Source organism: Azospirillum brasilense (assembly GCF_022023855.1).
In the GTDB taxonomy this organism is placed as follows: domain Bacteria; phylum Pseudomonadota; class Alphaproteobacteria; order Azospirillales; family Azospirillaceae; genus Azospirillum; species Azospirillum brasilense_F.
The window spans coordinates 1,407,106-1,427,682 of sequence record NZ_CP059450.1 but is presented as its reverse complement, the minus strand read 5'-3'; the positions used below and the strand labels follow the sequence as shown (position 1 = coordinate 1,427,682).

The window sequence follows — 20,577 nt, the reverse complement described above, 5'->3', positions numbered from 1 at the left end:
TCGTCGAACGTGTCGGCCAGTCAGCCGCTGGTTCTGGCCCTGCCCAAGGGACGCATCCTGAAGGAGCTGCGCCCGTTGCTCGCCCACGCCGGCATCGAGCCGGAAGCGGCGTTCGACGACGCGGACAGCCGGCTCCTGCGCTTTGCGACCAACATCCCGAATCTCAGCATCATCCGCGTCCGGTCCTTCGACGTGGCGACCTTCGTCGCCTTCGGCGCCGCCCATCTGGGCGTGGCCGGCAACGACGTGCTGATGGAATTCGACTATCCGGAAATTTACGCGCCGCTCGACCTCGGCATCGGAAAGTGCCGCCTGTCGGTCGCCGAACCGGTCGAGTTGGGGGAGAGCGACGATCCGTCGCGTTGGAGCCACGTGCGCGTCGCGACCAAATACCCGGAGGTCACCAGGAAGCATTTCGCGGCGCGCGGGGTGCAGGCGGAGTGCGTGAAACTGAACGGCGCGATGGAACTTGCCCCGACCCTCGGCCTGTGCCGCCGCATCGTCGATCTGGTGTCCACCGGCTCGACGCTGAAGGCGAACGGTCTGGTGGAGATCGAGCACATCGCCGACGTCACCTCCCGCCTCATCGTCAACCGGGCCGCCTTCAAGACGCGGCCCGAGGAAATCTCCGGCTGGATCGCCCGCTTCCGGGAGGCTGTGAATGCCCGTCAGGCTTGATGCCCAGGACCCCCGCTTCGCCAAGGGCTTCGAGGGGCTCCTCCATGCCAAGCGCGAGACCAGCGAGGACGTGCAGGCCCTGGTCGCCGGCGTCATCGACGACGTGCGCAAGCGCGGCGACGCGGCGCTGATCGACTACACCGCCCGCTGGGACCGCCAGACGCTGACCCCCGCCACCCTGCGCATCTCCCAGGAGGAGGTCGACGCGGCGGTCGGGAAATGCGGCGACGACCTGCTGCGCGCGCTCGACACCGCGGCGGAGCGCATCGAGAGCTTCCACCGCCTCCAGGTGCCGGAGGTGACCGATTACCGCGACGCCCAGGGCGTGCGGCTGGGCGCCCGCTGGACGGCGGTCGGGGCCGCCGGCCTCTACGTGCCGGGCGGCACGGCGTCCTACCCCAGCTCCGTCCTGATGAACGCGCTGCCGGCCAAGGTCGCCGGGGTGGAGCGCATCGTCATGGTGGTGCCGACCCCGGACGGGGCGATCAACCCGCTGGTCCTGGCCGCCGCCAAGCGCTGCGGCATCACCGAGATCTACCGCATCGGCGGCGCCCAGGCCGTGGCCGCGCTGGCCTACGGCACGGAGACCATCGCGCCGGTGGACAAGATCGTCGGCCCCGGCAACGCCTTCGTCGCCGCCGCCAAGCGGCTGGTCTACGGCACCGTGGGCATCGACAGCATCGCCGGCCCGTCGGAGATCCTGGTGGTCGCCGACAACCGGAACGACCCGGCCTGGATCGCCATGGATCTGCTGTCCCAGGCGGAGCACGACACCTCGGCCCAGTCGATCCTCATCACCGACGACCCGGCTTTCGCCGATGCGGTGGCGGCGGCGGTGGACCGGCATCTGGAGACGCTGCCCCGCGCCGCCATCGCCGGGGAGAGCTGGCGGGAGCACGGCGCCATCATTGTGGTGCGCGACCTGCTGGCCGAGTCGCCGGCCCTGATCGACCGGCTGGCGCCGGAGCATCTGGAACTGGCGGTGGAGGACCCCGACGCGCTGGCCGCGAAGGTGCGCAACGCCGGGGCCATCTTCCTCGGCCGCTACACGCCCGAGGCCATCGGCGATTACGTGGCCGGCCCGAACCACGTCCTGCCGACGGCGCGCTCCGCGCGCTTCTCGTCCGGCCTGAACGTGCTGGATTTCATGAAGCGGACGACCTTCGTCGCCTGCGATGCGGACAGCGTGAAGGCGATCGGCCCGGCGGCGGTGACGCTGGCCCGGTCGGAGGGTCTGGACGCGCACGCGCTGTCGGTGGCGCTGCGCCTGCCGGGGGGAGGTCAGGGGTGAGCACGAAGGGCAACCGCCGCATCGTCCACGTGACGCTCGACGAGAAGACGGTGATCCGGCGCAAGCCGGAGGTGGAGCACGAGCGCGCGGTTGCCATCTTCGACCTGCTCGAAGACAACGAGTTCTTTCCCTGCGACCACGCCGATTGCGGCCCCTACCACCTGCATCTGTCGATCGAGGACAACCGGCTGGTCTTCGACGTGCGGCGCGACGACGACAGCGCGCTGGACAGGATCACCCTGCCGGTGACCGGCTTCCGGTCCGTCGTCCGGGACTATTTCCTGATCTGTGAAAGCTACTATCAGGCGATCAAGCGCTCCACGCCCTCACAGATCGAGGCGATCGACATGGGGCGCCGCGGCCTGCACAACGAAGGATCGGAGATGCTGCGCGAACGGCTGGCGGGCAAGGTCGAAATGGATCTCCAGACGGCGCGTCGGCTGTTCACGCTGATCTGCGTCCTCCACATCCGCGGCTGACGGGGTCGGGCGGCGCATGGCCCCGGTGCTGCAACCGCTCCCCGTGACGAGCGTGTTGTTCGCCTGCACCTACAACATGATCCGCTCGCCGATGGCGGCGGCGATCATGCGGCATTTCCATGGCACGCGCGTCTATGTCGACTCGGTCGGCGTGCGCGAGGGGGACGAGGTCGATCCCTTCGCCGTGGCGGTGATGGAGGAGATGGGCATCGACCTGTCCCGCCACCGCTGCCGCAGCTTCGAGGATCTGGAGGACACGAATTTCGACCTGATCGTGTCACTGTCGCCGGAGGCGCAGCACCGAGCCATCGAGATGACCCGCACCATGGCGTGCGACGTGGAGTTCTGGAACACCTTCGACCCGACCCTGGTGGACGGCAACCGCGAGGCCATGCTGGAGGCCTACCGCAAGGTCCGCGACGGGTTGCTGGGCAGGATCAAGGAACGGTTTCCGTTGTCCCGCGGCCCGATGGTGTGACCATCCGCCGGTTTGACGGCGGGATTATGTGAAGTCCTTTTTCAAGGATGGGTTGAGGTGCTATTGAGATGGGTCATCGAACGACGTGTGCCCCTCCACCTAGTCTCTAGAGACCCTTGAGAGGTTCTCCGCCTGATGCTCGCCGGTTTGCCGTCCCGCCTGTTTCGTGCCACCGGTCTGCGGAGTCTCCGTCTGCGTCTGATGGGCGTCGTGCTGGCGTCCCTGGCTCTGCCGTTGGCCGGGGCGCTGTACTTTTTCGACCAGCAGCTCGACCAGCGCCTGAGCAGCGCCCAGGAACTGGCGCGGCACCTGACCGAGGACGGGGTGGAGCGGCAGCGCGACCTGATCGGCGAGGCGCGGAACCTGCTGAGCGTTCTGGCCTTGGTGCCGGCGGTCCGCGACGCCGACCACAGGGACACCGACGCCTGCGTCGCCACGCTGGCGCCGATGCCGCGGCAGCACCGCTGGACGACCGGCGTGTGGGTGACCGACCCGAACGGCCTCCTCATCTGCGACACGACCGGCCCCGGCTCCGGGATGAGCCTGCGCGAGCGCGAGTATTTCCAGCGGGCGCTGGACACCAAATCCTTCGTGCTGAGCGAGGTGGTGATCGGCAAGCGGTCGGGGAAGCCGCTGATCCTGGCGGTGCAGCCGGTGCTGGTGAATGGTGAGGTCGAGCGGGTTCTCGGGGTGGCGATCGACCTCGCTTGGTTGACCGATCTGGTGAAGGTGACGAAGCAGGACGACGCGCGCATTCTGGTGCTCGACCGCCGCGGGGTGCTGATCGCCCGCCAGCCCGATCCGGAAGGCTGGGTCGGGCGCAGTCTGATGGATTTCCCATACATCAAGCGCATGCTGACCGAGGGCAGCGGCGTGTTCGAAAGCGAAAGCGCTGACGGGCGCACCCGCATCTGGGCTTTCCGCCATTCTCCGGAAACCGATACCGTCTTTGCCGTGGGCATGCCGACCGGGCCGATCGTGGCGGACGCCCAGCGTGACCTGCTGCGCGGGCTGGTCCTGCTCGGTATCGCCGGGCTGTTCAGCGTGGCCGCGCTCTGGTCGCTGCTCCACGCCTCGGTCCTGCGCTGGATGCGCGTTCTCAGCCAAGCGGCGACCCGGATCGGGGCCGGCGACGTCGGGACCGTGGTGGAGGCCCACGGCGCGCCCGACGAGATTCGGCTGGTGGCCAACGCCTTCAACGACATGTCGGGCCGGCTGAAGCGGCGCGAGCAGGAACTGCGCGCCGCCATGGAGGAGGCCCGCGCCGGCAGCCGCGCCAAGGAGGATTTCCTGGCGACCATGAGCCACGAGATCCGGACGCCGATGAACGGCGTGATCGGATTCGCCGACATGCTCCTGGAAACGCCGCTGACCGCGGAGCAGCGGCGCTACGCCTCCCAGGTGCGGGAGGCCGGGCGGTCCCTGCTGACCGTCATCAACGACGTGCTGGACCTGTCGAAGCTGGAGGCGGGCAAGCTCGATCTGGTCCGTGTGCCGTTCCGGCTGGACGATCTGGCCGACCGCTGCCAGGCCATCGTGCGGCTGGCCGCCGAGCAGAAGGGGCTGGAGATGCACACCTCCGTCTCCGCGGCAGCGCGCGGCTACGTGCTGGGCGATCCCGACCGGGTGCGCCAGATCCTGCTGAACCTGCTCGGGAACGCGGTGAAGTTCACCGACACGGGCAGCGTCCGCCTGACCGTCAAGGCCATGGGGGACGAGGCCGGCCCGCGCCGCTACACCTTCACCGTCAGCGACACCGGCATCGGCGTGCCCGAAGACCGCCAGCGCGAACTGTTCCAGCGCTTCAGCCAGTTGGACCGCGGGCGCGGCGGCACCGGCCTGGGGCTGGCCATCTGCCACCGTCTGGTCGAGCTGATGGGCGGCGAGATCGGCGTGGAAAGCCGCCCCGGCGTCGGCAGCACCTTCTGGTTCAGCCTGCCGCTGCAACCCGCCAGCGCCCCGGAACGGGACGACCAAGACGGCGGCGCGCTGAACCACCAGCCGTCGAGCCGCGGTGCGCGCATCCTGCTGGCCGAGGATCTGGCGATGAACCGCGATCTCGTGATCGCCATGCTGACCCGGGCCGGTCACCATGTGGACGCGGTGCCCGACGGCGCCGCCGCCGTGACCGCGGTGCAGGAGCGCGTGTACGACCTCGTCCTCATGGACGTTCAGATGCCGGTGATGGATGGGCTGGAGGCGACGCGGCGCATCCGGGCGCTTCCCGGCGTGCTGGGCCGCATCCCGATCCTGGCCCTGTCGGCGGGTGTGCTGGCCGTGGAGGTGGAGCGCTGCCGACAGGCCGGGATGGACGATCATCTGGCCAAGCCCTTGGAGAAAAACCGGCTTCTGGCCGCCGTCGACCATTGGAACGGCGAGGGGCGGCGGACGGCGGTCGATGTCGGCCCCATCCGCTTGGCCGACACGCCGGGCGATTGAATCCATCGCGCCGATCCCGGCCAATGATTAAGAAAAATTAAGGCCTTTGTGCTAAAGCTGCGGCGAAGGGTTCCGCGAGGGCGGTTCCGGTCTGACGGTTCCGGTGTTCCATGAAGGTCGCGCTGCCTCCACTCGTCCCGATTCCCGAGCGCAAGCCGGATGTTCCCGCGCCGCCGTCCTCCACGGGCGCCGCGTCGGGCGGGTCGTTTCAAAGCGCGCTGGCGGATGCCCAGCCGGTTCCCCGCGGGCGATTGACCAACGGACAGAAGGCACCGCCTCTGCCGGCGACGAAGCCGGAGGCGCCGATCCAACTTGCCGACGGGACCCGCGTGCCGTTTCCCGCCCGCAAGCCCGAGGTCGCCGCGATGGCTGCTGCTGCGTCAGGCACCCAATCGACGGTGATCGGCGCCGCCCTGGCGAACAGCCCCGCCGCCGGGCAGGTGGTTCTGGCGGCCCAGCAGGTCGCCGGCCTGTCGGGCCACAGCTTCACCGCCATTCTCGCCCAGGCGACCCAGGAAAGCGGACTGGACCCGGCGGCCCGCAACCGCTCCAGCTCCGCCGCCGGACCGTTCCAGTTCCTGGAGCGCACTTGGCTCGACCTGTTCCGCCGCCATGGCTCCGCCTACGGCCAGGGAGAACTGGCGAGCGCGATCCAAAGCCGCAACGGCATCCCCTCGGTCAAGGACCCGGCGGTGCGCCGCCAGATCCTGGCGCTGCGCCACGACGTCGACCTCTCCGCCGGCATGGCCGCGCGCTACCTGTCCGAGGGCCGCGACCGGCTGGAGGAGCGGCTGAAGCGCCCGGTGTCGGAAACCGAGAGCCGCATCGCCTATGTGCTGGGCGTGGGCGGGGCGGCCAAGCTGATCCGCGCCGCCGAGTCGACCCCCAGGGCGGCCGCCGCGGAACTCCTGCCCGCGGCGGCGCGGAGCAACCGGGGCCTGTTCTACGACCGCGCCACGGGCCGGGAACTCACCGCGTCGGAGACCGTCGCGCGGCTGACGCGGCGCATGGACACCGACCAGAAGGAGATGTTCGAGCGCATCGCGCAGGCCGCGGAACCCCGCTTGCGGCTCGATGGCGGCCCCTCGCCGCTCAGTTCTTTCCAGTCGGCGGCCCTTGGCGGCACCGCGGGCATGGACGCGGGCGGCGCGGGGGAGTATGAAAACGGCGACGGAGACCCGCTCGGCTGAACCGCCGGCTGTTTCCGTCCCATCTGGAAGGCTTTGGCCAACCCCCACGCCGGAGGCTCACCGCCCCCGGTGGAATCCCCCTTGACCGGGCGGCTTCGGGAGGTCAGTTATTGCCTCGAAACTGTTACGGACTTAAGGGGCTATGGCTAAGGAAGATCTGATCGAGTTCTCCGGAACCGTCGTCGAGCTGCTGCCGAACGCGATGTTCCGTGTGAAGCTCGACAACGAGCATGAAGTGCTGGCGCACACCTCCGGCAAGATGCGCAAGAACCGCATCCGCGTGCTGGCCGGTGACCGCGTCAACGTCGAGATGACGCCCTACGACCTGACCAAGGGCCGGATCACGTTCCGGTTCAAGTGATTGAACCGGTTTCCCGCGTTGAACCGGTTTCCACCGTCGGCCATCCTCCCCGCGTTATGAGCACCGAAACCACCCACCGGCTCGTGCTGGCGTCCGCCTCGCCCCGCCGGCTCGACCTGTTGCGCCAGATCGGCGTGGTGCCCGACGCGGTCGACCCCGCAGACATCGACGAATCGCCCCTGCCGCGGGAGCTTCCGCCCCAGCACGCGCTGCGTCTGGCCGGCGAGAAGGCCGCCGCCGTGGCCGCGCGCCATCCCGGCGCCTTCGTGCTGGCCGCCGACACGGTGGTCGCCTGCGGCCGCCGCATCCTGCCCAAAGCGGAGGAGGAGAAGCAGGCGCGCGCCTGCCTCGGCCTGCTGTCCGGGCGGCGTCACCGGGTGTTCGGCGGGGTCGTGCTGCTGTCGCCCGCGGGGGAGGGGGAAACGGTGCGCCGGTCGGATCGGCTGGTGCGCACCGACGTGACCTTCAAGTCGCTGTCCCACGAGGAGACCGAGTCCTACATCGCCTGCGGCGAATGGCAGGGCAAGGCCGGCGGCTATGCCATCCAGGGGCGGGCGGCGGCCCATGTCCGCTGGATCGGCGGCTCCTACAGCAACGTGGTCGGGCTGCCCCTGTTCGAGGTGGCAGCGCTGCTGCGCGGCGCGGGGTTCCCGCTGCCGTGAGCGGCCCGGCGGGCGGTACCGGATCGGACATCCTCATCGACCGCGACGGTCCACTGACGCGGGCCGCCGTGCTGACCGGCGGCCGGCTGACCGACCTTTACATCGACCATGCCGAGCGTCCGTCCCTGCTGGGCCATGTGTTCCTCGGCCGGGTGGAGCGCATCGCGACGGGGCTGGACGGCGCCTTCGTCGATCTCGGCACCGGCAAGTCGGGCCTGCTCTCCGCACTGGACGCCCGCGGGCCGAAGGGGCGTCCCAAGGCCAAGGGCGAGCGGATCGGCAACCTGCTGCGCACCGGCCAGACCGTGCTGGTGCAGGTGAAGGCCGACGCCACCGGGTCCAAGGGGCCGTCCCTGACCATGGACATCACCCTGCCGGGCCGTTTCCTGGTGCACGCGCCGCTGGGGCGCGACGTGGCGGTGTCGAAGCGGCTGGGCAGCGGGCCGGAGCGCACCGAGCTGGCCCGCCGCATCCAGGACATCGCTCCCGGCGCCGGCTGGATCGTCCGGGCGGGCGCCGCTACGGCACCGGACGGGCTTCTGGCCGCGGAGTCGGACGCGCTGCATCTGGCGTGGCGGTCGATCCGCGACGCGGCGGAGCGGGGCGGCGGACCCTCATTGCTGCTGACCGGCCCCGACGCGCCGCGCCGTGCCCTGATCGAGCATGGGGCGAGCGTTCCGTCGCGAATCATCGTGGACGACGCGGCTCTGGCCCGCGACCTCGCCGACTGGTGCGCCGACCGCGCGCCGGACCTGGAGGAGCGGGTGGAGCCGTTCAACGCCCGGCTCCTGGCCGCGCCGTCCGATAGCCGGCAGCGCCTCTTTGACCTGCGGGATCTCGACGCTGAGATTGACACACTGCTCGGTACGCGGGTGCCGCTGTCCGGCGGCGGGTCGCTGGTCATCGAGCGAACCGAGGCGATGACCGTTGTGGACGTCAACGCGGGGGAACGCGGCAACCCGCTGGACGTCAATCTGGAGGCGGCGGTGGAGATCGCCCGGCAACTGCGCCTGCGCAACGCCGGGGGGATCGTCGTCGTCGATTTCGTCAACATGCGCAACCGGGGCGACGCCGAACGGCTGCTGAACGCCCTGTCCCGCGCGGTGGAGGACGACCCGGCGCAGACCCAGGTCTATGGTCTGTCCAAGCTGGGTCTGGTGGAGATGACCCGCGCCCGGCGCGGCACGGCCCTGGCCGAACTGCTGGGAACCGTCCGCCTGAACTCCAACCGCACCGGCGCGGCGGAGGATTGAGCGATGAACGACAACCAAAAGCCTGTTGAAAAAGCCTGCCCGATCTGCGGCCGCCCGGCGGTGGAGGAGACCAAGCCCTTCTGCTCCAAGCGCTGCGCCGACGTGGATTTGTCGCGCTGGCTGGGCGGCGTCTACCGCATCGAAAGCCCCGACCGCCCGGACGCCGAGGAGGCCGACGAGCGGGAGTGACGGGGCGGCGGATTTCTGCATTTTAGGGCTGGACAGGCCCGGTGAATTTGCCTACAAAGCGCGCCTCGACGCGCCGCGGTCTCCACCGCGGCGTCGGTGCCCAGGTAGCTCAGTTGGTAGAGCAGGGGACTGAAAATCCCCGTGTCGGCGGTTCGACTCCGTCCCTGGGCACCACTTCTTCCCTTCGTGGGGTTGTGGTGTTTCGAACGCTCCGTCATCCGCGGGGCGTTTTTTGTTGTCCGCGCCGCGTCACTCGGCCCCGCCGGCGCGCGGAAGGGGTGGCGTTCGCGTTGCGGCGACCGTATCGTGCGTCTCGCAACGATCCGGCACGGATGGCGGGATGCTCGATCAGCGGACCAGCGCGTTTCTTGAGGACTTCCTGGCGAAGCCCGGCGGCGATCCGGAGCGGCTCGACCGTTTCCTGCTGCATGGCCCGTACCGCGGGCGGCGCGGCGGTCGGCCCCGGCTGAAGCTGGCCTTCCACGACTTCTGGCCGGAGTTCGACACGGGCACGAATTTCTTCATCGAGATCCTGTCCAGCCGCTTCGACCTGTCGGTGGTCGAGGACGACAGCGACCTCGCCATCGTGTCGGTCTTCGGCGGGCGGCACCGCGCGGCGCGCAGCCGGCGCACCCTGTTCTTCACCGGGGAGAACGTCCGTCCGCCGCTGGATGGCTTCGACATGGCGGTGTCCTTCGACCGCCTCGACGACCCGCGCCATTACCGCCTGCCGCTCTACGTCATGCACGCCTACGAGCACATGCGGGAGGGGGCGGTGCCGCATTTCTGCTCGCCGGTCCTGCCGCCGGTGCCGCCGACGCGGGCGGCCTTCGCGGAGCGCGGCTTCTGCGCCTTCCTCTACAAGAACCCGAACGGGGAGCGCCGCAACCGCTTCTTCCCGGCGCTGGACGGGCGGCGGCGCGTCGATTCGGTGGGCTGGCACCTGAACAACACCGGCAGCGTCGTCAAGATGGGCTGGCTGGCCAAGATCCGCGTCTTCGAACGCTACCGCTTCGCCTTCGCCTTCGAGAACACCAGCCACCCCGGCTATCTGACGGAGAAGATTTTGGACGTCTTCCAGGCCGGGGCGGTGCCGCTCTATTGGGGCGATCCCGACCTGGAGCAGGAGGTGGCGGCCGGCAGCTTCATCGACGTGTCGCGCTTCGCCACGGACGAGGAGGCGGTGGAGCACATCCTGGCGGTGGACGGTGATTACGACGCCTATTGCGCCCACCGCACCGTGGCGCCCTTCCTGGGGACGGAGGAGTTTCATTTCGACGCCTACCGCCTCGCCGACTGGATCGAAAGCCGGCTGTGACGGTCGGAGAGGGGAAGCGATGGCGCGGGTTTTGCTGAATTACGCGGACGGGGCCTTCCTGGCGGCGCAGAAGCGCAACGCCCGCAGCGGGATGTAGGTCGGCGGTTTCGACTCCGTCGCGATGCTGGGGCGAAGCCACATCGACCCGGCCTTCGTCGAGCGCAACCGCTTCATCCTCGACCAACCGCGCGGGGCGGGTTTTTGGCTGTGGAAGCCCTGGGCCATCTGGACCCTGCTGCGCGACCATCTGAAGGACGGCGACGTGCTGTTCTACTGCGACAGCGGCGCCCATTTCGTGCACCGCGCCGACCCGGTGATCGACCTCTGCCGGGAGCGGCGCGACCTGCCCATCCTGCTGTTCACGCTGGAGGACAAATTCAAGAACCGCGGCTGGACCAAGCGCGACTGCTTTCATTTCATGCGGCTGGACCGCCCCGACTACACCGACGCCACCCAGATCCTGGCGAGCTTCATCGTCTGCGAGCGGACTCCGGAGACCATCGCCTTCGTCTCCGAATGGCTGCGTTTCGCCCAGGACGAGCGCATCCTCACCGACGCGCCGAACGAGTGCGGCAAGCCGAACTACCCGGAATTCCGCGACCACCGCCACGACCAGAGCATTCTCAGCCTGCTGGCCCGCCGCCGCGGGGTGAGCACGATCCCCGACATCTCGCAATGGGGCGACGACCGCCGCCCGCCGGAGATCCCGCGCATCCTGCTGCACACGCGCCAGCGGGATTGAGAGGGCGCATGGACCATCCCGAGACCGCCGAACGGGCCGCCGCGCTGCACCGGCAGGCCGTCGCCGCCCAGCGCGAGGGCCGCGTCCGCGAGGCCGTGGCGCTGTTCCAGCAGGCGCTCGCGATGCGCAAGGACGTGGACATCTATCTGGATTTCGGCGGCCTGCTGGCGGGGCTGTCGCAATGGGGGCCGGCGGGGGCGGTCTACGCCGCGGCGCTGAAGCTGGCGCCCGACTCTCTGGACGCCCATTACGGGGTGGCGCTGTCCCTTCACGCCCAGGGCCGCCCGGCGGAGGCCGAGCCGCACTACCGCGCCGTTCTGGCCTCCTGCCCTGGGCTGGGCGAGGTGTGGAACAATCTGGGCGTGGCGCTTCAGGATCAGAACCGACCCGAAGCGGCGGAGGCGGCCTACCGCGAGGCCCTGCGTCGTCGGCCGGAGGACGCCGGCACCTGGAAGAATCTGGCGGTCGCGCTGGACGCTCTGGGCCGGACCGGCGAGGCCGAAACCGCCTACCGCGCGGCTCTGTCGCGCAACCCGGAACACGCGGTGTCCCTCAACAATCTCGGCGTTCTCGTCCTGGCCGCCGGGCGCCGGGACGAGGCGTCGCGGGTCGGCCGGCGCATGGCGGCGCTGAACCCGGCGGACCGGCACGGTTGGATGCTGCTGGGCAACGCCGCCCATGCGGCCGGCCGTTGGGGCGAGGCTGTGCGGGTGAACGCGGTGGCGGTGCGGCTGGCGCCGGACGATCCCGCGTTGCGCCGCAACCTCGCCAACGCGCTGTCCGCCGCCGGCCGGCGGGAGGAGGCGGTGGCGGAGTACCAAGCCGTGCTCAGCCTTCGGCCCGACTCCCCCACGGCGGCCGTCGATCTGGCGATGGAACTGCTTGGCTTGCACGACATGGCCGGCGCCCTGGCGCTGCTGCGCGGTGCGATCGGGCGGCATCCTGAGCATGCCGCGGCGTGGCGGATTCTCGGGCAGACGCTGACCGGCGCCTTGCGGCCGGACGCCGGGCTCGACGCGCTGCGCCGGGCGGTGGCCCTCGACCCCGGCGACCCGGCGGGGTGGGAGGATTTCGCCGCCGCCGCGACTCTGGCCGACCGGGTCGCGCCGTCCATCGAGGCCCTCCGCCGCGTCCGCCGGCTCTCTCCCGCCTACAACCCGGCGCTGGCGCAGCTGGTGCAGCAGCAGCGGCACGCCTGCGACTGGCGCGACCTGCCGGCGCTGGAGCGCGACCTGATCGGGCGGATCCGCGCCGGGGCGCTGGGCGTGCCGCCCTTCGGTCTCCTGGCGGTGGACACGACCCCGGCAGACCAGCGGGCGGCGGCGGAGCGCTGGGCGCGGCAGAAGGCGCATGGCGTGCCGGCCGTGGCGCGGCCCGTCGTTGCCGGAGACGGTCGCCTGCGCGTCGGCTACCTCTCCGCCGACTTCCACGAGCACGCCACCGCCTATCTGATGGCGGAACTTCTGGAGCGGCACGACCGCACGCGCTTCGCCGTCACCGCCTATTCCACCGGCATCGACGACGGCAGCCCGATGCGCCGGCGCCTGACCGCGGCGGTCGAGCGCTTCGTGGACCTGCGCGACCGCTCCGACCGCGACGCCGCGCAAACCATCGCCGCCGACGGCATCGACATCCTGGTTGACCTGAAGGGCTACACGGCCTTCGCCCGCACACCGATCCTGGCGGCTCGGCCCGCCCCGGTTCAGGTCAATTGGCTCGGCTATCCCGGCACCATAGGTGCGGACTTCATCGACGTGATCCTGGCCGACGCGGTGACCATCCCGCCGGGCGAGGAGGCGTTCTACAGCGAGGCGGTGGTGCGGCTCCCCCATTGCTACCAGCCCAATGACCGCCACCGCGCCATCGCCGAGCGCACCCCGTCGCGCGCCGATTGCGGGTTGCCGGAGGACGGATTCGTCTTCTGCTGCTTCAACAGCCCCTACAAGCTGACGCTCGCTGTGTTCGACGTCTGGGCGCGGCTGCTGCGCGCCGTGCCGGGGAGCGTCCTGTGGCTCTACGCCGGCAACCCGCTGGTGGCCGGCAACCTGCGGCGCGAGGCGGCGGCCCGCGGGGTGGCGCCGGAGCGCCTGGTCTTCGCCCCGCCGCGCCCGCTGGCGGAGCATCTGGCGCGGCACCGGCTGGCCGACCTGTTCCTCGACACGCTGCCCTACAACGCCCACACCACGGCCAGCGACGCGCTTTGGACCGGGCTTCCGGTGGTGACCTGCCGCGGCGGGACCTTCGCCGGGCGGGTGGCGGCCAGCCTGCTCGACACGGTGGGGCTGCCAGAGCTGGTGACCGACTCGCTGGAGTCCTACGAGGCGCTGGCCCTGGGCCTCGCCTGCGATCCGGAGCGGCTGGTCGGGCTGAGGGCACGGCTGACGGCGGCGCGGGTGGCCAGCCCGCTGTTCGACGGCGACCGCTTCGCCCGTGATCTGGAGGACGCCTATCGGGCGATCTGGCAACGCTTCGCACCGGCAGGAGACCCGCGATGACGACTATGGACCGGCGCCTTCACATCGTCGTGCCCTACCGCGACCGCACGGCGCATCTGCGGGACTTCGTGCCGCGGGTCGGCGCTTACTTCGCAACGCTCGCCGAACCGATCGACTACCGAGTCACCATCGTCGAGCAGGAGGCCGGGCTGCCCTTCAACCGGGGCGCCGTCAAGAATGTCGGCTTCCTGCTGGGCGAGGCGGAGAGCGGCTATACCTGCCTGCACGACATCGACTATCTGCCCGTCGACGCCGATTACTCCTGGGTCGACCGGCCGACCCCCATCCTGTCCTTCGGGGCGGAGCAGCGGCCGGTGGCGCCGGGGCGCTCGGACCAGACGGTGACCACCGACCTGGAGAGCACGATGGGCGGCGTCCTGCTGATGCCCAACGACGTGTTCCGGCGGATCGACGGCTATTCCAACGCCTATTGGGGCTGGGGCTATGAGGATTTCGACCTGTCGCTGCGCATCCGCTCCCGCCGCATCCCGACCGCGCGGCGGCCCGGCCGGTTCGAGCCGCTGGACCACGACAACGAGGGCTTCAACCCCGACGCTTCGGCCTCGCCCATCTCGCGGGTCAACAAGCGGGTGTTCCAGGCGAACTGGGCGGGCGGCACGATCCCGGAGCAGGACGGGCTGTCCAGCCTGACCTTCGACATCCTCGACCGCCGCCCCTGCGACGGCGTCGATCCCGGCGCTGCTGGACGGTGGGAGATCGTGCGCGTCCGCCTGACCATGGCGCCGCTGCCCGGCCAGCTGGCGGCCTTCAAGGCGCGCTGAACCTGTTACCTTTCGGGACACCCGCGCATCTGCGGGAAGACACCGGCGCGTTCCAATGCGTATAGTGCGCCGCTTTCGGCGGCTCTTGGCCCGCAGGACGAACACCCGCGAAACGACGAAGCGGAATGGACATGACCAGCCACGAAGACGTCTTCGACGCGCCGGAGACGCGGCAGCCGACCATCCTGGCGGTGTACAATCAGAAGGGCGGCGTCGGCAAGACGACTACCTCGGTGAACCTCGCCCTGGCGCTGGCCGCGCTGGGCAAGAGCGTCGTCCTGATCGACTTCGATCCGCAGAGCAGCGCCACCAGCAATTTCCTGCTGCGGGAGAAGGCGCGTGTCGGCATCAACGACCTGCTGAGCCAGGACACCTTCGTCGAGGACGCCATCACCCCGACCAGCTTCGACGGGCTGTCGATGATCGTCGGGGCGCGGAAGCTCTATTCGCTGGAACACGCGCTGGACGCCCGCGGCGGGTCGCAGCGCGGCCTGCGCAAGGCGCTGCACTTCTCGCGCAACCCGCCGGATTACGTGGTGATCGACTGCCCGCCGGCGCTCGGCCATCTGGCGGCGGGCGCGCTGGCGGCGTCGGACCGGCTGGTGCTTCCGGTCTTTCCAGGGCGCTACGCGCTGGACGGGCTGAAGCGCACCCTGTCGGTGGTCGAGCACATCCAGAAGGGCATGAACCCCAACCTGTCGGTGGCCGGCATCCTGATGCTGTCGATCACCAACGACGAGGTCGGGCGCGAATCGCTGACCCTGCTGCGCTCCGAATTCCCGGAACTGATGTTCCGCACGGCGATCCCCTACGACGTGGACGTGGTGAAGGCGACCTACCGCCGGATGCCCGCCGCGATCTTCAGCCCGGAGGGGCGGACAACCACGCGCTTCCTGGCGCTGGGCTGGGAGATCGTCCACGGCCGCGGCTCCTCCCCGACCGACGAGCAGTTGAAGCCGGCGCAGGACCGCATCCGCGCGTGGCACGCCGACACCGACTCCTCCTACAGCGCCCGCCGCGCGGCGGCGCCCGATGAGGGCGACGACTCCACGGGCGGCGGCAACGGGCGCAGTGCGGGTGTTGAGGCGTCCAAGGGTGGCGGCGGCCGGGCGTTGGTCGCCGCGGCGGTCGGGCTGATCGTCGGATTCGCCTTGGGCGCGCTGTTCGGCCAGCCGCTTCTGGGCGGCGTCTTAGCCGGTCTCGGTGGGTAGGCTACAGCACCGCCTTGCGGGCGGAGAGCAGGATGCTGGTCTCGGTGGAGGCGATGCCGGCGATCTGCCGGACGCGGCGCAGCGTGTCGTCGAAGGCCTCCAGCGACTCCGTTTCGATTTCAGCGACGACGTCCCAGCGCCCGTTGGTGGTGTAGACCGTCCGCACCTCCGGAAAGCCGTGCAGGCGGGCAATGACCGTCTCGGCGGCGCGGCCCTCCACCTCGATCATCGTGATGGCCCGGACCATGGCGGGCCGCAGATCCTTGCGCAGCAGCACCGTGAAGCCGGCGATCACCCCGCTTTCGACCAGACGGTCGATGCGGGCGCGCACGGTCGCGCGCGACACCTTCAGCGCGGCGGCGAGGCCGGCGACGGGCTGGCGCGCGTCGGCGCGCAGCAGGCCCAAAAGGCGGTGGTCCAGGTCGTCCATGCCAGAATGATAAATCGGGCTTGTCAGACTGTCAAAAATGCTGCCGTTCGTTGGCATTTTTCCGTCTTTCTGCCGCCGGTGCCGTCCCCGATAGTCATGGGAGGCAGGATCGCACAGGGAGAGGAATGGCATGGCGTCGGGGGATCGGGACGATCAGCGTTTCTTGGAGATCATCGGCGTTCCCATCGAGGCGGGGGCCGGCCATCCCGGCGCCCTGATGGGGCCGGCGGCGCTGCGCACGGCCGGGCTGGTCCGCGCCCTGCGCGAGCTGGGGCACGAGGTCCGCGACCTTGGTGATTTGACGCCCGACCCCTGGGGCGAGGGCGACGCCGCCACCGCCCGTCTGGCGGAGATCACCGCTTGGTCGCGGGCGCTGGCCGACCGCTCCTATTCCATGATGCAGGGCGGCGGCGTGCCGGTGTTCCTGGGCGGCGACCACAGCCTGTCCATGGGCTCGGTCACTGGGGTGGCCCGCCATTGCCGGGAGACGAGCAAGCCGCTGTTCGTGCTGTGGCTGGACGCCCACGGCGACTTCAACACCCCCCACACCTCGCCGTCGGGCAACATGCACGGGATGCCGGTGGCCCTGCTGTGCGGGGAGGACGGCTTCGACGACGTCTTCCCGCCGGAGCAGCGCGCCACCGTGAACCCGGCGCATGTGCATCTGTTCGGCATCCGCTCCCTCGATCCCGGAGAGCGGCGCCTGCTGCGCGCCCGCGGGGTGGATGTGGTGGACATGCGGCTGATCGACGAGCACGGCGTCGGCGTCCACATGCGCCGCATCATCGAGCGGGTGCGGCAGGCCGGCGGCCATCTGCACGTCAGCCTGGACGTGGATTTCCTCGACCCCGCCATCGCCCCGGCGGTGGGCACGGCGGTGCTGGGCGGCGCGACCTACCGCGAAGCGCACCTGATCATGGAGATGCTGCACGACGCGGGCGTCGTCGGCTCGCTGGACGTGGTGGAGCTGAACCCCTTCCTCGACGAGCGGGGCAAGAGCGCGCTTTTGCTGGTCGATCTGGTGGCGAGCCTGTTCGGCCGCCGCATTATCGACCCCGCCGTCACCCAGTCGCAGATCGGCGGCCAAGCCGTCTGAAGAAGAAACAGACCCGGAGAGAACGCCATGCTTCAGCACGCCGCCGACCTGATCGGGACCGAACACCGCCTGGGCGCCCACAATTACAAGCCGCTGGACGTCGTGCTGGCGCGCGGCGAGGGCGTCTATGTCTGGGACATCGAGGGCAACCGCTATCTCGACTGCCTGTCGGCCTATTCCGCCGTCAACCAGGGCCATTGCCACCCGAAGATTCTGGAAGCGATGGTGCAACAGGCGTCGAAGCTGACGCTGACCTCCCGCGCCTTCCGCAACGACCAGCTGGCGCCGTTCTACGAGGAGCTGGCGGCGCTGACCGGCTCCCACAAGATCCTGCCGATGAACAGCGGGGCGGAGGCGGTGGAATCGGCGATCAAGACGGTGCGCAAGTGGGGCTACGAGGTGCGTGGCGTGCCGGAGAACCAGGCGGAGATCATCGTCTGCTCCGACAATTTTCACGGCCGCACCATCACCATCGTCAGCTTCAGCACCGACCCGGACGCCCGCGGCGGCTTCGGCCCCTTCACGCCGGGCTTCCGCACCGTGCCATTCGGCGACGCGGCGGCGCTGGAGGCGGCGCTGACCCCCAACACGGTGGCCGTCCTGCTGGAGCCGATCCAGGGCGAGGCCGGGGTGGTCATCCCGCCCGCCGGCTATCTGCGCCGGGTGCGCGACCTGTGCACGGAGCGCAACGTCGTGATGATCCTGGACGAGATCCAGACCGGGCTGGGCCGCACCGGCAAGCTGCTGGCCGAGGAGCATGAGGGGGTGGAGGCCGACGTCACCCTGATCGGCAAGGCGCTGTCCGGCGGCTTCTACCCGGTGTCGGCGGTGCTGTCGAACTCCGAGGTGCTGGGCGTGCTGAAGCCCGGCCAGCACGGCAGCACCTTCGGCGGCAACCCGTTGGCCTGCGCCGTCGCCCGCGCCGCCATGCGGGTGCTGGTGGAGGAGGGCATGATCGACAACGCCGCCGCCCAGGGCGCCTATTTCCTGGAGCAGCTCGGCGCCATCCGCAGCAACGTGATTCGCGAGGTGCGCGGGCGCGGCCTGATGCTGGCGGTGGAGCTTCACCCGGAGGCGGGCGGGGCGCGCCGCTATTGCGAGGCGCTGCGGGCGCGCGGCGTCCTGGCGAAGGACACCCACGACCACACCATCCGCATCGCCCCGCCGCTGGTCATCACCCGCGAGCAGGTCGATTGGGCGCTGGAGCAGTTCGACGCCGTCCTGACGGGAACCGCCCTTGCGTAAAGGGCCTGGGTCATCGCATTCGCCCCTTTTAACCCTCTCCCCTCCGGGGAGAGGGGATTTTAACGAACAGCCTGGCGCAAAAGGCGCTTGCGGCCCGCCCCGGCCTTCGCCACGGTGGGGCGGGCTTCCCATCCATCCAGCAGCGATCCGCCATGCACAGCGCCATCATCGACCTTCCGTCCGCCACCCCCGGCACCCGGCGGACCCTGACCGTCCAGCGCTTCGGCACGGCGGGCGCGCGGCCCTGCGCCTACATCCAGGCGTCGCTGCACGCCGACGAGATCCCGGCGATGCTGGTGGCCGACAAGCTGCGCCGCATCCTGACCGCGCTGGAGGCCGAGGGGCGGATCGCTGGCGAGGTGATCCTCGTCCCGGTCGCCAACCCGGTGGGTCTGGGCCAGTCGCTGATGGACCATCACCTCGGCCGGTTCGACCAGGACGACGGCAAGAACTTCAACCGCGACTACCCCCACCTGACCGAGGCGGTGGCCGAGCGCGTGGCCGACCGGCTGACCGACGACGGCGAGGCCAACAAGGCCGCCATCCGCGCCGCCTTGGCCGAAGCGCTGTCCGAGCGCCGCCCGCGCACCGAGACGGAGCACATGAAGCACCGTCTTCTGGAACTGGCGCTTCAGGCCGATTGGGTGCTGGACCTGCATTGCGACCTGGAAGCGGTGATGCACCTCTACACCCTGACGCCCTCGGCGGAGGCCTTCGCCCCGTTGCAGCGGCTGCTGGGCGCGCGGGCGGTCTTCCTGGCCGAGGAATCCGGCGGCGACCCCTTTGACGAGGCGGTCAGCCGCCCCTGGAACGAGCTTGCCAAGCGCTGGCCCGACCGCCCGATCCCCTTCGGCTGCCATTCCGTGACCGTGGAGCTGCGCGGGCAGGCCGACGTGGAGCACGCCCAGGGCGAAGCGGACGCCCAGGCCATCGCCGGCTTCCTCACCCACGTCGGCGTCCTGTCCGGCGAGCCTCCGGCCCTGCCGGAACCGCTGTGCGCCCCGACCCCGCTGGAATCTTCCGAACCGCTGACCGCCCCGGTGGGCGGCGTGGTGGTCTTCCACCACAAGGCGGGCGACCGGGTGGAGGCCGGCGCCGTGGTCGCCGATATCCTCGACCCGCTGACCGGCGAGGTGACCCCGGTGCGCAGCGAATCGGCGGGCGTGCTCTACGCCCACAGCGCGACCCGCTTCACCCTGGCGGGCAAGCGGATCGCCAAGGTGGCGGGGACGACGCTGCGGCGGACGGGGCCGTTGTTGAGCGCATGACCGCTCACTGAAGGTCGCTCTGCGGCGGGCGCCCTGTTGCAGGGATGGGTTGTGGTTTTCGTTGAAGGATCGCGGCAAAGGCGATATCATTTCGGCGACCACAACATATCTTCCGGCGACTGTGCTCGCTCTTTCCCGTACCATATTCCGTCGTGGCACCGTCACTCTGTTCGCGGTCATGGTTGCGTCGCTCGGGGCGGATTCGGCAGCGGCAGCGATGATTGTCGTGGCCATTGGCATCGCGTTCGATGTTGTGCGGAATGTCCGGGCGCCGGATCTTCAACTCCTTGAGAGTGAGATCGCCCAGGCGCTTAGGGAAAGTATCGCAGAGCCGGAGCAAGCGCTGGCTTTTCACCGGTCGAGATCTCGCAAAGGAGGCCAGTTAATTTTTTGGGGAACTATTCTCTACACTGTGATCTGGATGGTTGTTCCGTCGGATGGCAGCATTGCTAAAGCGTATCTAGGCGCATTCCTGCCCGTTCACGACGCCGTAGGGATGGTGCTCGGAGCTATCCCCCGCCTTGCTGGAGACCTTGCGGCGCATGGTTACGCGGCGCGTGTGCCCGTGGTGGTTCATATGCACACCGTGCATTTCCTGACTTGCATCGCTTGGGTGCTGTTCTTTCTGATGAGCGGCTCCTGGCATTTGGCTCACGTCCTTGTGGCTGAGGAGAGGCTGCGGACACGGAGTCGGCTTTGGAAGCTCCTGTGTTCTGTTCCGCTTTTCATTATTATTATTGTTATTGTGTATATGGATTGGAGTATGTGGATAGACATAGATTGGGATCGTCGATCCGGTAAGCGTTACAACATCCATGTCTCAAATTTCAAATTTATATTCAGTATTGGAATGAGTATGATCATCTCATGGCTGGTTTGTTTTTCATACTCTCTTGTGCTGGTCTGGTCCCTTGGGTTCTCTGAAATCAGAAGATTGCCCAGACAGATGGGCACATAGTCGTCAATCACG

At 69.4% G+C, this 20,577-nt stretch carries 20 protein-coding genes and 1 tRNA gene; 20 read left to right on the top strand and 1 reads right to left on the bottom strand.

The window, feature by feature from the left end; translation table 11 throughout:
- Positions 1 to 9 precede the first annotated feature (9 nt).
- The 16 genes from hisG (at position 10) to H1Q64_RS19885 (ending at position 15,568) form a co-directional block, all read left to right on the top strand.
- Complete coding sequence (gene hisG, locus H1Q64_RS19960; RefSeq protein WP_237906472.1) at positions 10 to 678, top strand: ATP phosphoribosyltransferase; 669 nt, start codon at positions 10 to 12, stop codon at positions 676 to 678.
- The gene (gene hisD, locus H1Q64_RS19955) at positions 662 to 1,969 is read left to right on the top strand and encodes a histidinol dehydrogenase (protein WP_237905300.1); all 1,308 of its coding nucleotides are present in this window, start codon (positions 662 to 664) and stop codon (positions 1,967 to 1,969) included. The genes hisG and hisD overlap by 17 nt, the downstream gene beginning before the upstream one ends.
- On the top strand, positions 1,966 to 2,448 hold the full coding sequence (locus tag H1Q64_RS19950; protein WP_237905299.1) for a UPF0262 family protein: 483 nt from the start codon (positions 1,966 to 1,968) through the stop codon (positions 2,446 to 2,448). Before hisD ends, H1Q64_RS19950 begins: the two co-directional genes overlap by 4 nt.
- Before the next feature lie 16 nt (positions 2,449 to 2,464).
- On the top strand, positions 2,465 to 2,926 hold the full coding sequence (locus H1Q64_RS19945) for a low molecular weight phosphatase family protein (RefSeq protein ID WP_237905298.1): 462 nt from the start codon (positions 2,465 to 2,467) through the stop codon (positions 2,924 to 2,926).
- Between the two features lie 135 nt (positions 2,927 to 3,061).
- Positions 3,062 to 5,365, top strand: coding sequence for a hybrid sensor histidine kinase/response regulator (locus H1Q64_RS19940; protein WP_237905297.1), 2,304 nt, complete (start codon positions 3,062 to 3,064; stop codon positions 5,363 to 5,365).
- A gap of 110 nt (positions 5,366 to 5,475) precedes the next feature.
- A complete protein-coding gene (locus H1Q64_RS19935) occupies positions 5,476 to 6,555 on the top strand; it encodes a lytic transglycosylase domain-containing protein (protein ID WP_237905296.1) in 1,080 nt (359 codons plus the stop codon).
- Positions 6,556 to 6,697: 142 nt separating this feature from the next.
- On the top strand, positions 6,698 to 6,916 hold the full coding sequence (infA, locus tag H1Q64_RS19930) for a translation initiation factor IF-1 (protein ID WP_014198195.1): 219 nt from the start codon (positions 6,698 to 6,700) through the stop codon (positions 6,914 to 6,916).
- Between the two features lie 56 nt (positions 6,917 to 6,972).
- Positions 6,973 to 7,578 carry a Maf family protein gene (locus H1Q64_RS19925; RefSeq protein WP_237905295.1) on the top strand — a complete coding sequence of 202 codons (606 nt, stop codon included), beginning with the start codon at positions 6,973 to 6,975 and terminating at the stop codon, positions 7,576 to 7,578.
- The gene (locus H1Q64_RS19920) at positions 7,575 to 8,831 is read left to right on the top strand and encodes a ribonuclease E/G (RefSeq protein WP_237905294.1); all 1,257 of its coding nucleotides are present in this window, start codon (positions 7,575 to 7,577) and stop codon (positions 8,829 to 8,831) included. The genes H1Q64_RS19925 and H1Q64_RS19920 overlap by 4 nt, the downstream gene beginning before the upstream one ends.
- A gap of 3 nt (positions 8,832 to 8,834) precedes the next feature.
- Entirely contained in the window at positions 8,835 to 9,020 is a 186-nt protein-coding gene (gene yacG, locus H1Q64_RS19915; RefSeq protein ID WP_040134539.1) for a DNA gyrase inhibitor YacG, read from the top strand.
- 98 nt (positions 9,021 to 9,118) lie between these two features.
- Positions 9,119 to 9,194, top strand: a tRNA-Phe gene (locus tag H1Q64_RS19910).
- A gap of 166 nt (positions 9,195 to 9,360) precedes the next feature.
- Positions 9,361 to 10,338, top strand: a complete 978-nt coding sequence (locus H1Q64_RS19905; RefSeq protein WP_237905293.1) for a glycosyltransferase family 10 domain-containing protein — start codon at positions 9,361 to 9,363, stop codon at positions 10,336 to 10,338.
- A 121-nt stretch (positions 10,339 to 10,459) separates the two neighbouring features.
- Entirely contained in the window at positions 10,460 to 11,080 is a 621-nt protein-coding gene (locus H1Q64_RS19900; RefSeq protein ID WP_237905292.1) for a hypothetical protein, read from the top strand.
- 8 nt (positions 11,081 to 11,088) lie between these two features.
- Complete coding sequence (locus tag H1Q64_RS19895; protein WP_237905291.1) at positions 11,089 to 13,575, top strand: tetratricopeptide repeat protein; 2,487 nt, start codon at positions 11,089 to 11,091, stop codon at positions 13,573 to 13,575.
- A complete protein-coding gene (locus H1Q64_RS19890; protein ID WP_237905290.1) occupies positions 13,572 to 14,357 on the top strand; it encodes a galactosyltransferase-related protein in 786 nt (261 codons plus the stop codon). Before H1Q64_RS19895 ends, H1Q64_RS19890 begins: the two co-directional genes overlap by 4 nt.
- 131 nt (positions 14,358 to 14,488) lie before the next feature.
- The gene (locus tag H1Q64_RS19885; RefSeq protein WP_237905289.1) at positions 14,489 to 15,568 is read left to right on the top strand and encodes a ParA family protein; all 1,080 of its coding nucleotides are present in this window, start codon (positions 14,489 to 14,491) and stop codon (positions 15,566 to 15,568) included.
- A gap of 1 nt (position 15,569) precedes the next feature.
- Here the strand turns inward: H1Q64_RS19885 and H1Q64_RS19880 are convergent, their stop codons facing one another.
- Positions 15,570 to 15,998 carry an Lrp/AsnC family transcriptional regulator gene (locus H1Q64_RS19880; RefSeq protein ID WP_014198205.1) on the bottom strand — a complete coding sequence of 143 codons (429 nt, stop codon included), beginning with the start codon at positions 15,996 to 15,998 and terminating at the stop codon, positions 15,570 to 15,572.
- A gap of 130 nt (positions 15,999 to 16,128) precedes the next feature.
- Between H1Q64_RS19880 and rocF the strand changes: the two genes are divergently transcribed.
- The 4 genes from rocF (at position 16,129) to H1Q64_RS19860 (ending at position 20,565) form a co-directional block, all read left to right on the top strand.
- A complete protein-coding gene (gene rocF / locus H1Q64_RS19875) occupies positions 16,129 to 17,094 on the top strand; it encodes an arginase (RefSeq protein ID WP_237905288.1) in 966 nt (321 codons plus the stop codon).
- Between the two features lie 27 nt (positions 17,095 to 17,121).
- Positions 17,122 to 18,339, top strand: coding sequence for an ornithine--oxo-acid transaminase (rocD, locus tag H1Q64_RS19870; RefSeq protein WP_237905287.1), 1,218 nt, complete (start codon positions 17,122 to 17,124; stop codon positions 18,337 to 18,339).
- A gap of 152 nt (positions 18,340 to 18,491) precedes the next feature.
- A complete protein-coding gene (locus H1Q64_RS19865; protein WP_237905286.1) occupies positions 18,492 to 19,607 on the top strand; it encodes a M14 family metallopeptidase in 1,116 nt (371 codons plus the stop codon).
- A gap of 49 nt (positions 19,608 to 19,656) precedes the next feature.
- Positions 19,657 to 20,565 carry a hypothetical protein gene (locus H1Q64_RS19860; protein WP_237905285.1) on the top strand — a complete coding sequence of 303 codons (909 nt, stop codon included), beginning with the start codon at positions 19,657 to 19,659 and terminating at the stop codon, positions 20,563 to 20,565.
- Positions 20,566 to 20,577: the final 12 nt, after the last annotated feature.

Bases quoted from the DNA above. Each gene is read 5' to 3' on its own strand.
- H1Q64_RS19905 (WP_237905293.1), top strand. From the start codon at position 9,361: ATGCTCGATCAGCGGACCAGCGCGTTTCTTGAGGACTTCCTGGCGAAG.
- H1Q64_RS19940 (WP_237905297.1), top strand. From the start codon at position 3,062: ATGCTCGCCGGTTTGCCGTCCCGCCTGTTTCGTGCCACCGGTCTGCGG.
- H1Q64_RS19885 (WP_237905289.1), top strand. From the start codon at position 14,489: ATGACCAGCCACGAAGACGTCTTCGACGCGCCGGAGACGCGGCAGCCG.
- H1Q64_RS19935 (WP_237905296.1), top strand. From the start codon at position 5,476: ATGAAGGTCGCGCTGCCTCCACTCGTCCCGATTCCCGAGCGCAAGCCG.
- H1Q64_RS19865 (WP_237905286.1), top strand. From the start codon at position 18,492: ATGCACAGCGCCATCATCGACCTTCCGTCCGCCACCCCCGGCACCCGG.
- H1Q64_RS19945 (WP_237905298.1), top strand. From the start codon at position 2,465: ATGGCCCCGGTGCTGCAACCGCTCCCCGTGACGAGCGTGTTGTTCGCC.
- hisD (WP_237905300.1), top strand. From the start codon at position 662: ATGCCCGTCAGGCTTGATGCCCAGGACCCCCGCTTCGCCAAGGGCTTC.
- H1Q64_RS19900 (WP_237905292.1), top strand. From the start codon at position 10,460: ATGCTGGGGCGAAGCCACATCGACCCGGCCTTCGTCGAGCGCAACCGC.
- H1Q64_RS19895 (WP_237905291.1), top strand. From the start codon at position 11,089: ATGGACCATCCCGAGACCGCCGAACGGGCCGCCGCGCTGCACCGGCAG.
- rocD (WP_237905287.1), top strand. From the start codon at position 17,122: ATGCTTCAGCACGCCGCCGACCTGATCGGGACCGAACACCGCCTGGGC.
- yacG (WP_040134539.1), top strand. From the start codon at position 8,835: ATGAACGACAACCAAAAGCCTGTTGAAAAAGCCTGCCCGATCTGCGGC.
- infA (WP_014198195.1), top strand. From the start codon at position 6,698: ATGGCTAAGGAAGATCTGATCGAGTTCTCCGGAACCGTCGTCGAGCTG.
- H1Q64_RS19925 (WP_237905295.1), top strand. From the start codon at position 6,973: ATGAGCACCGAAACCACCCACCGGCTCGTGCTGGCGTCCGCCTCGCCC.
- H1Q64_RS19890 (WP_237905290.1), top strand. From the start codon at position 13,572: ATGACGACTATGGACCGGCGCCTTCACATCGTCGTGCCCTACCGCGAC.
- rocF (WP_237905288.1), top strand. From the start codon at position 16,129: ATGGCGTCGGGGGATCGGGACGATCAGCGTTTCTTGGAGATCATCGGC.
- H1Q64_RS19880 (WP_014198205.1), bottom strand. From the start codon at position 15,998: ATGGACGACCTGGACCACCGCCTTTTGGGCCTGCTGCGCGCCGACGCG.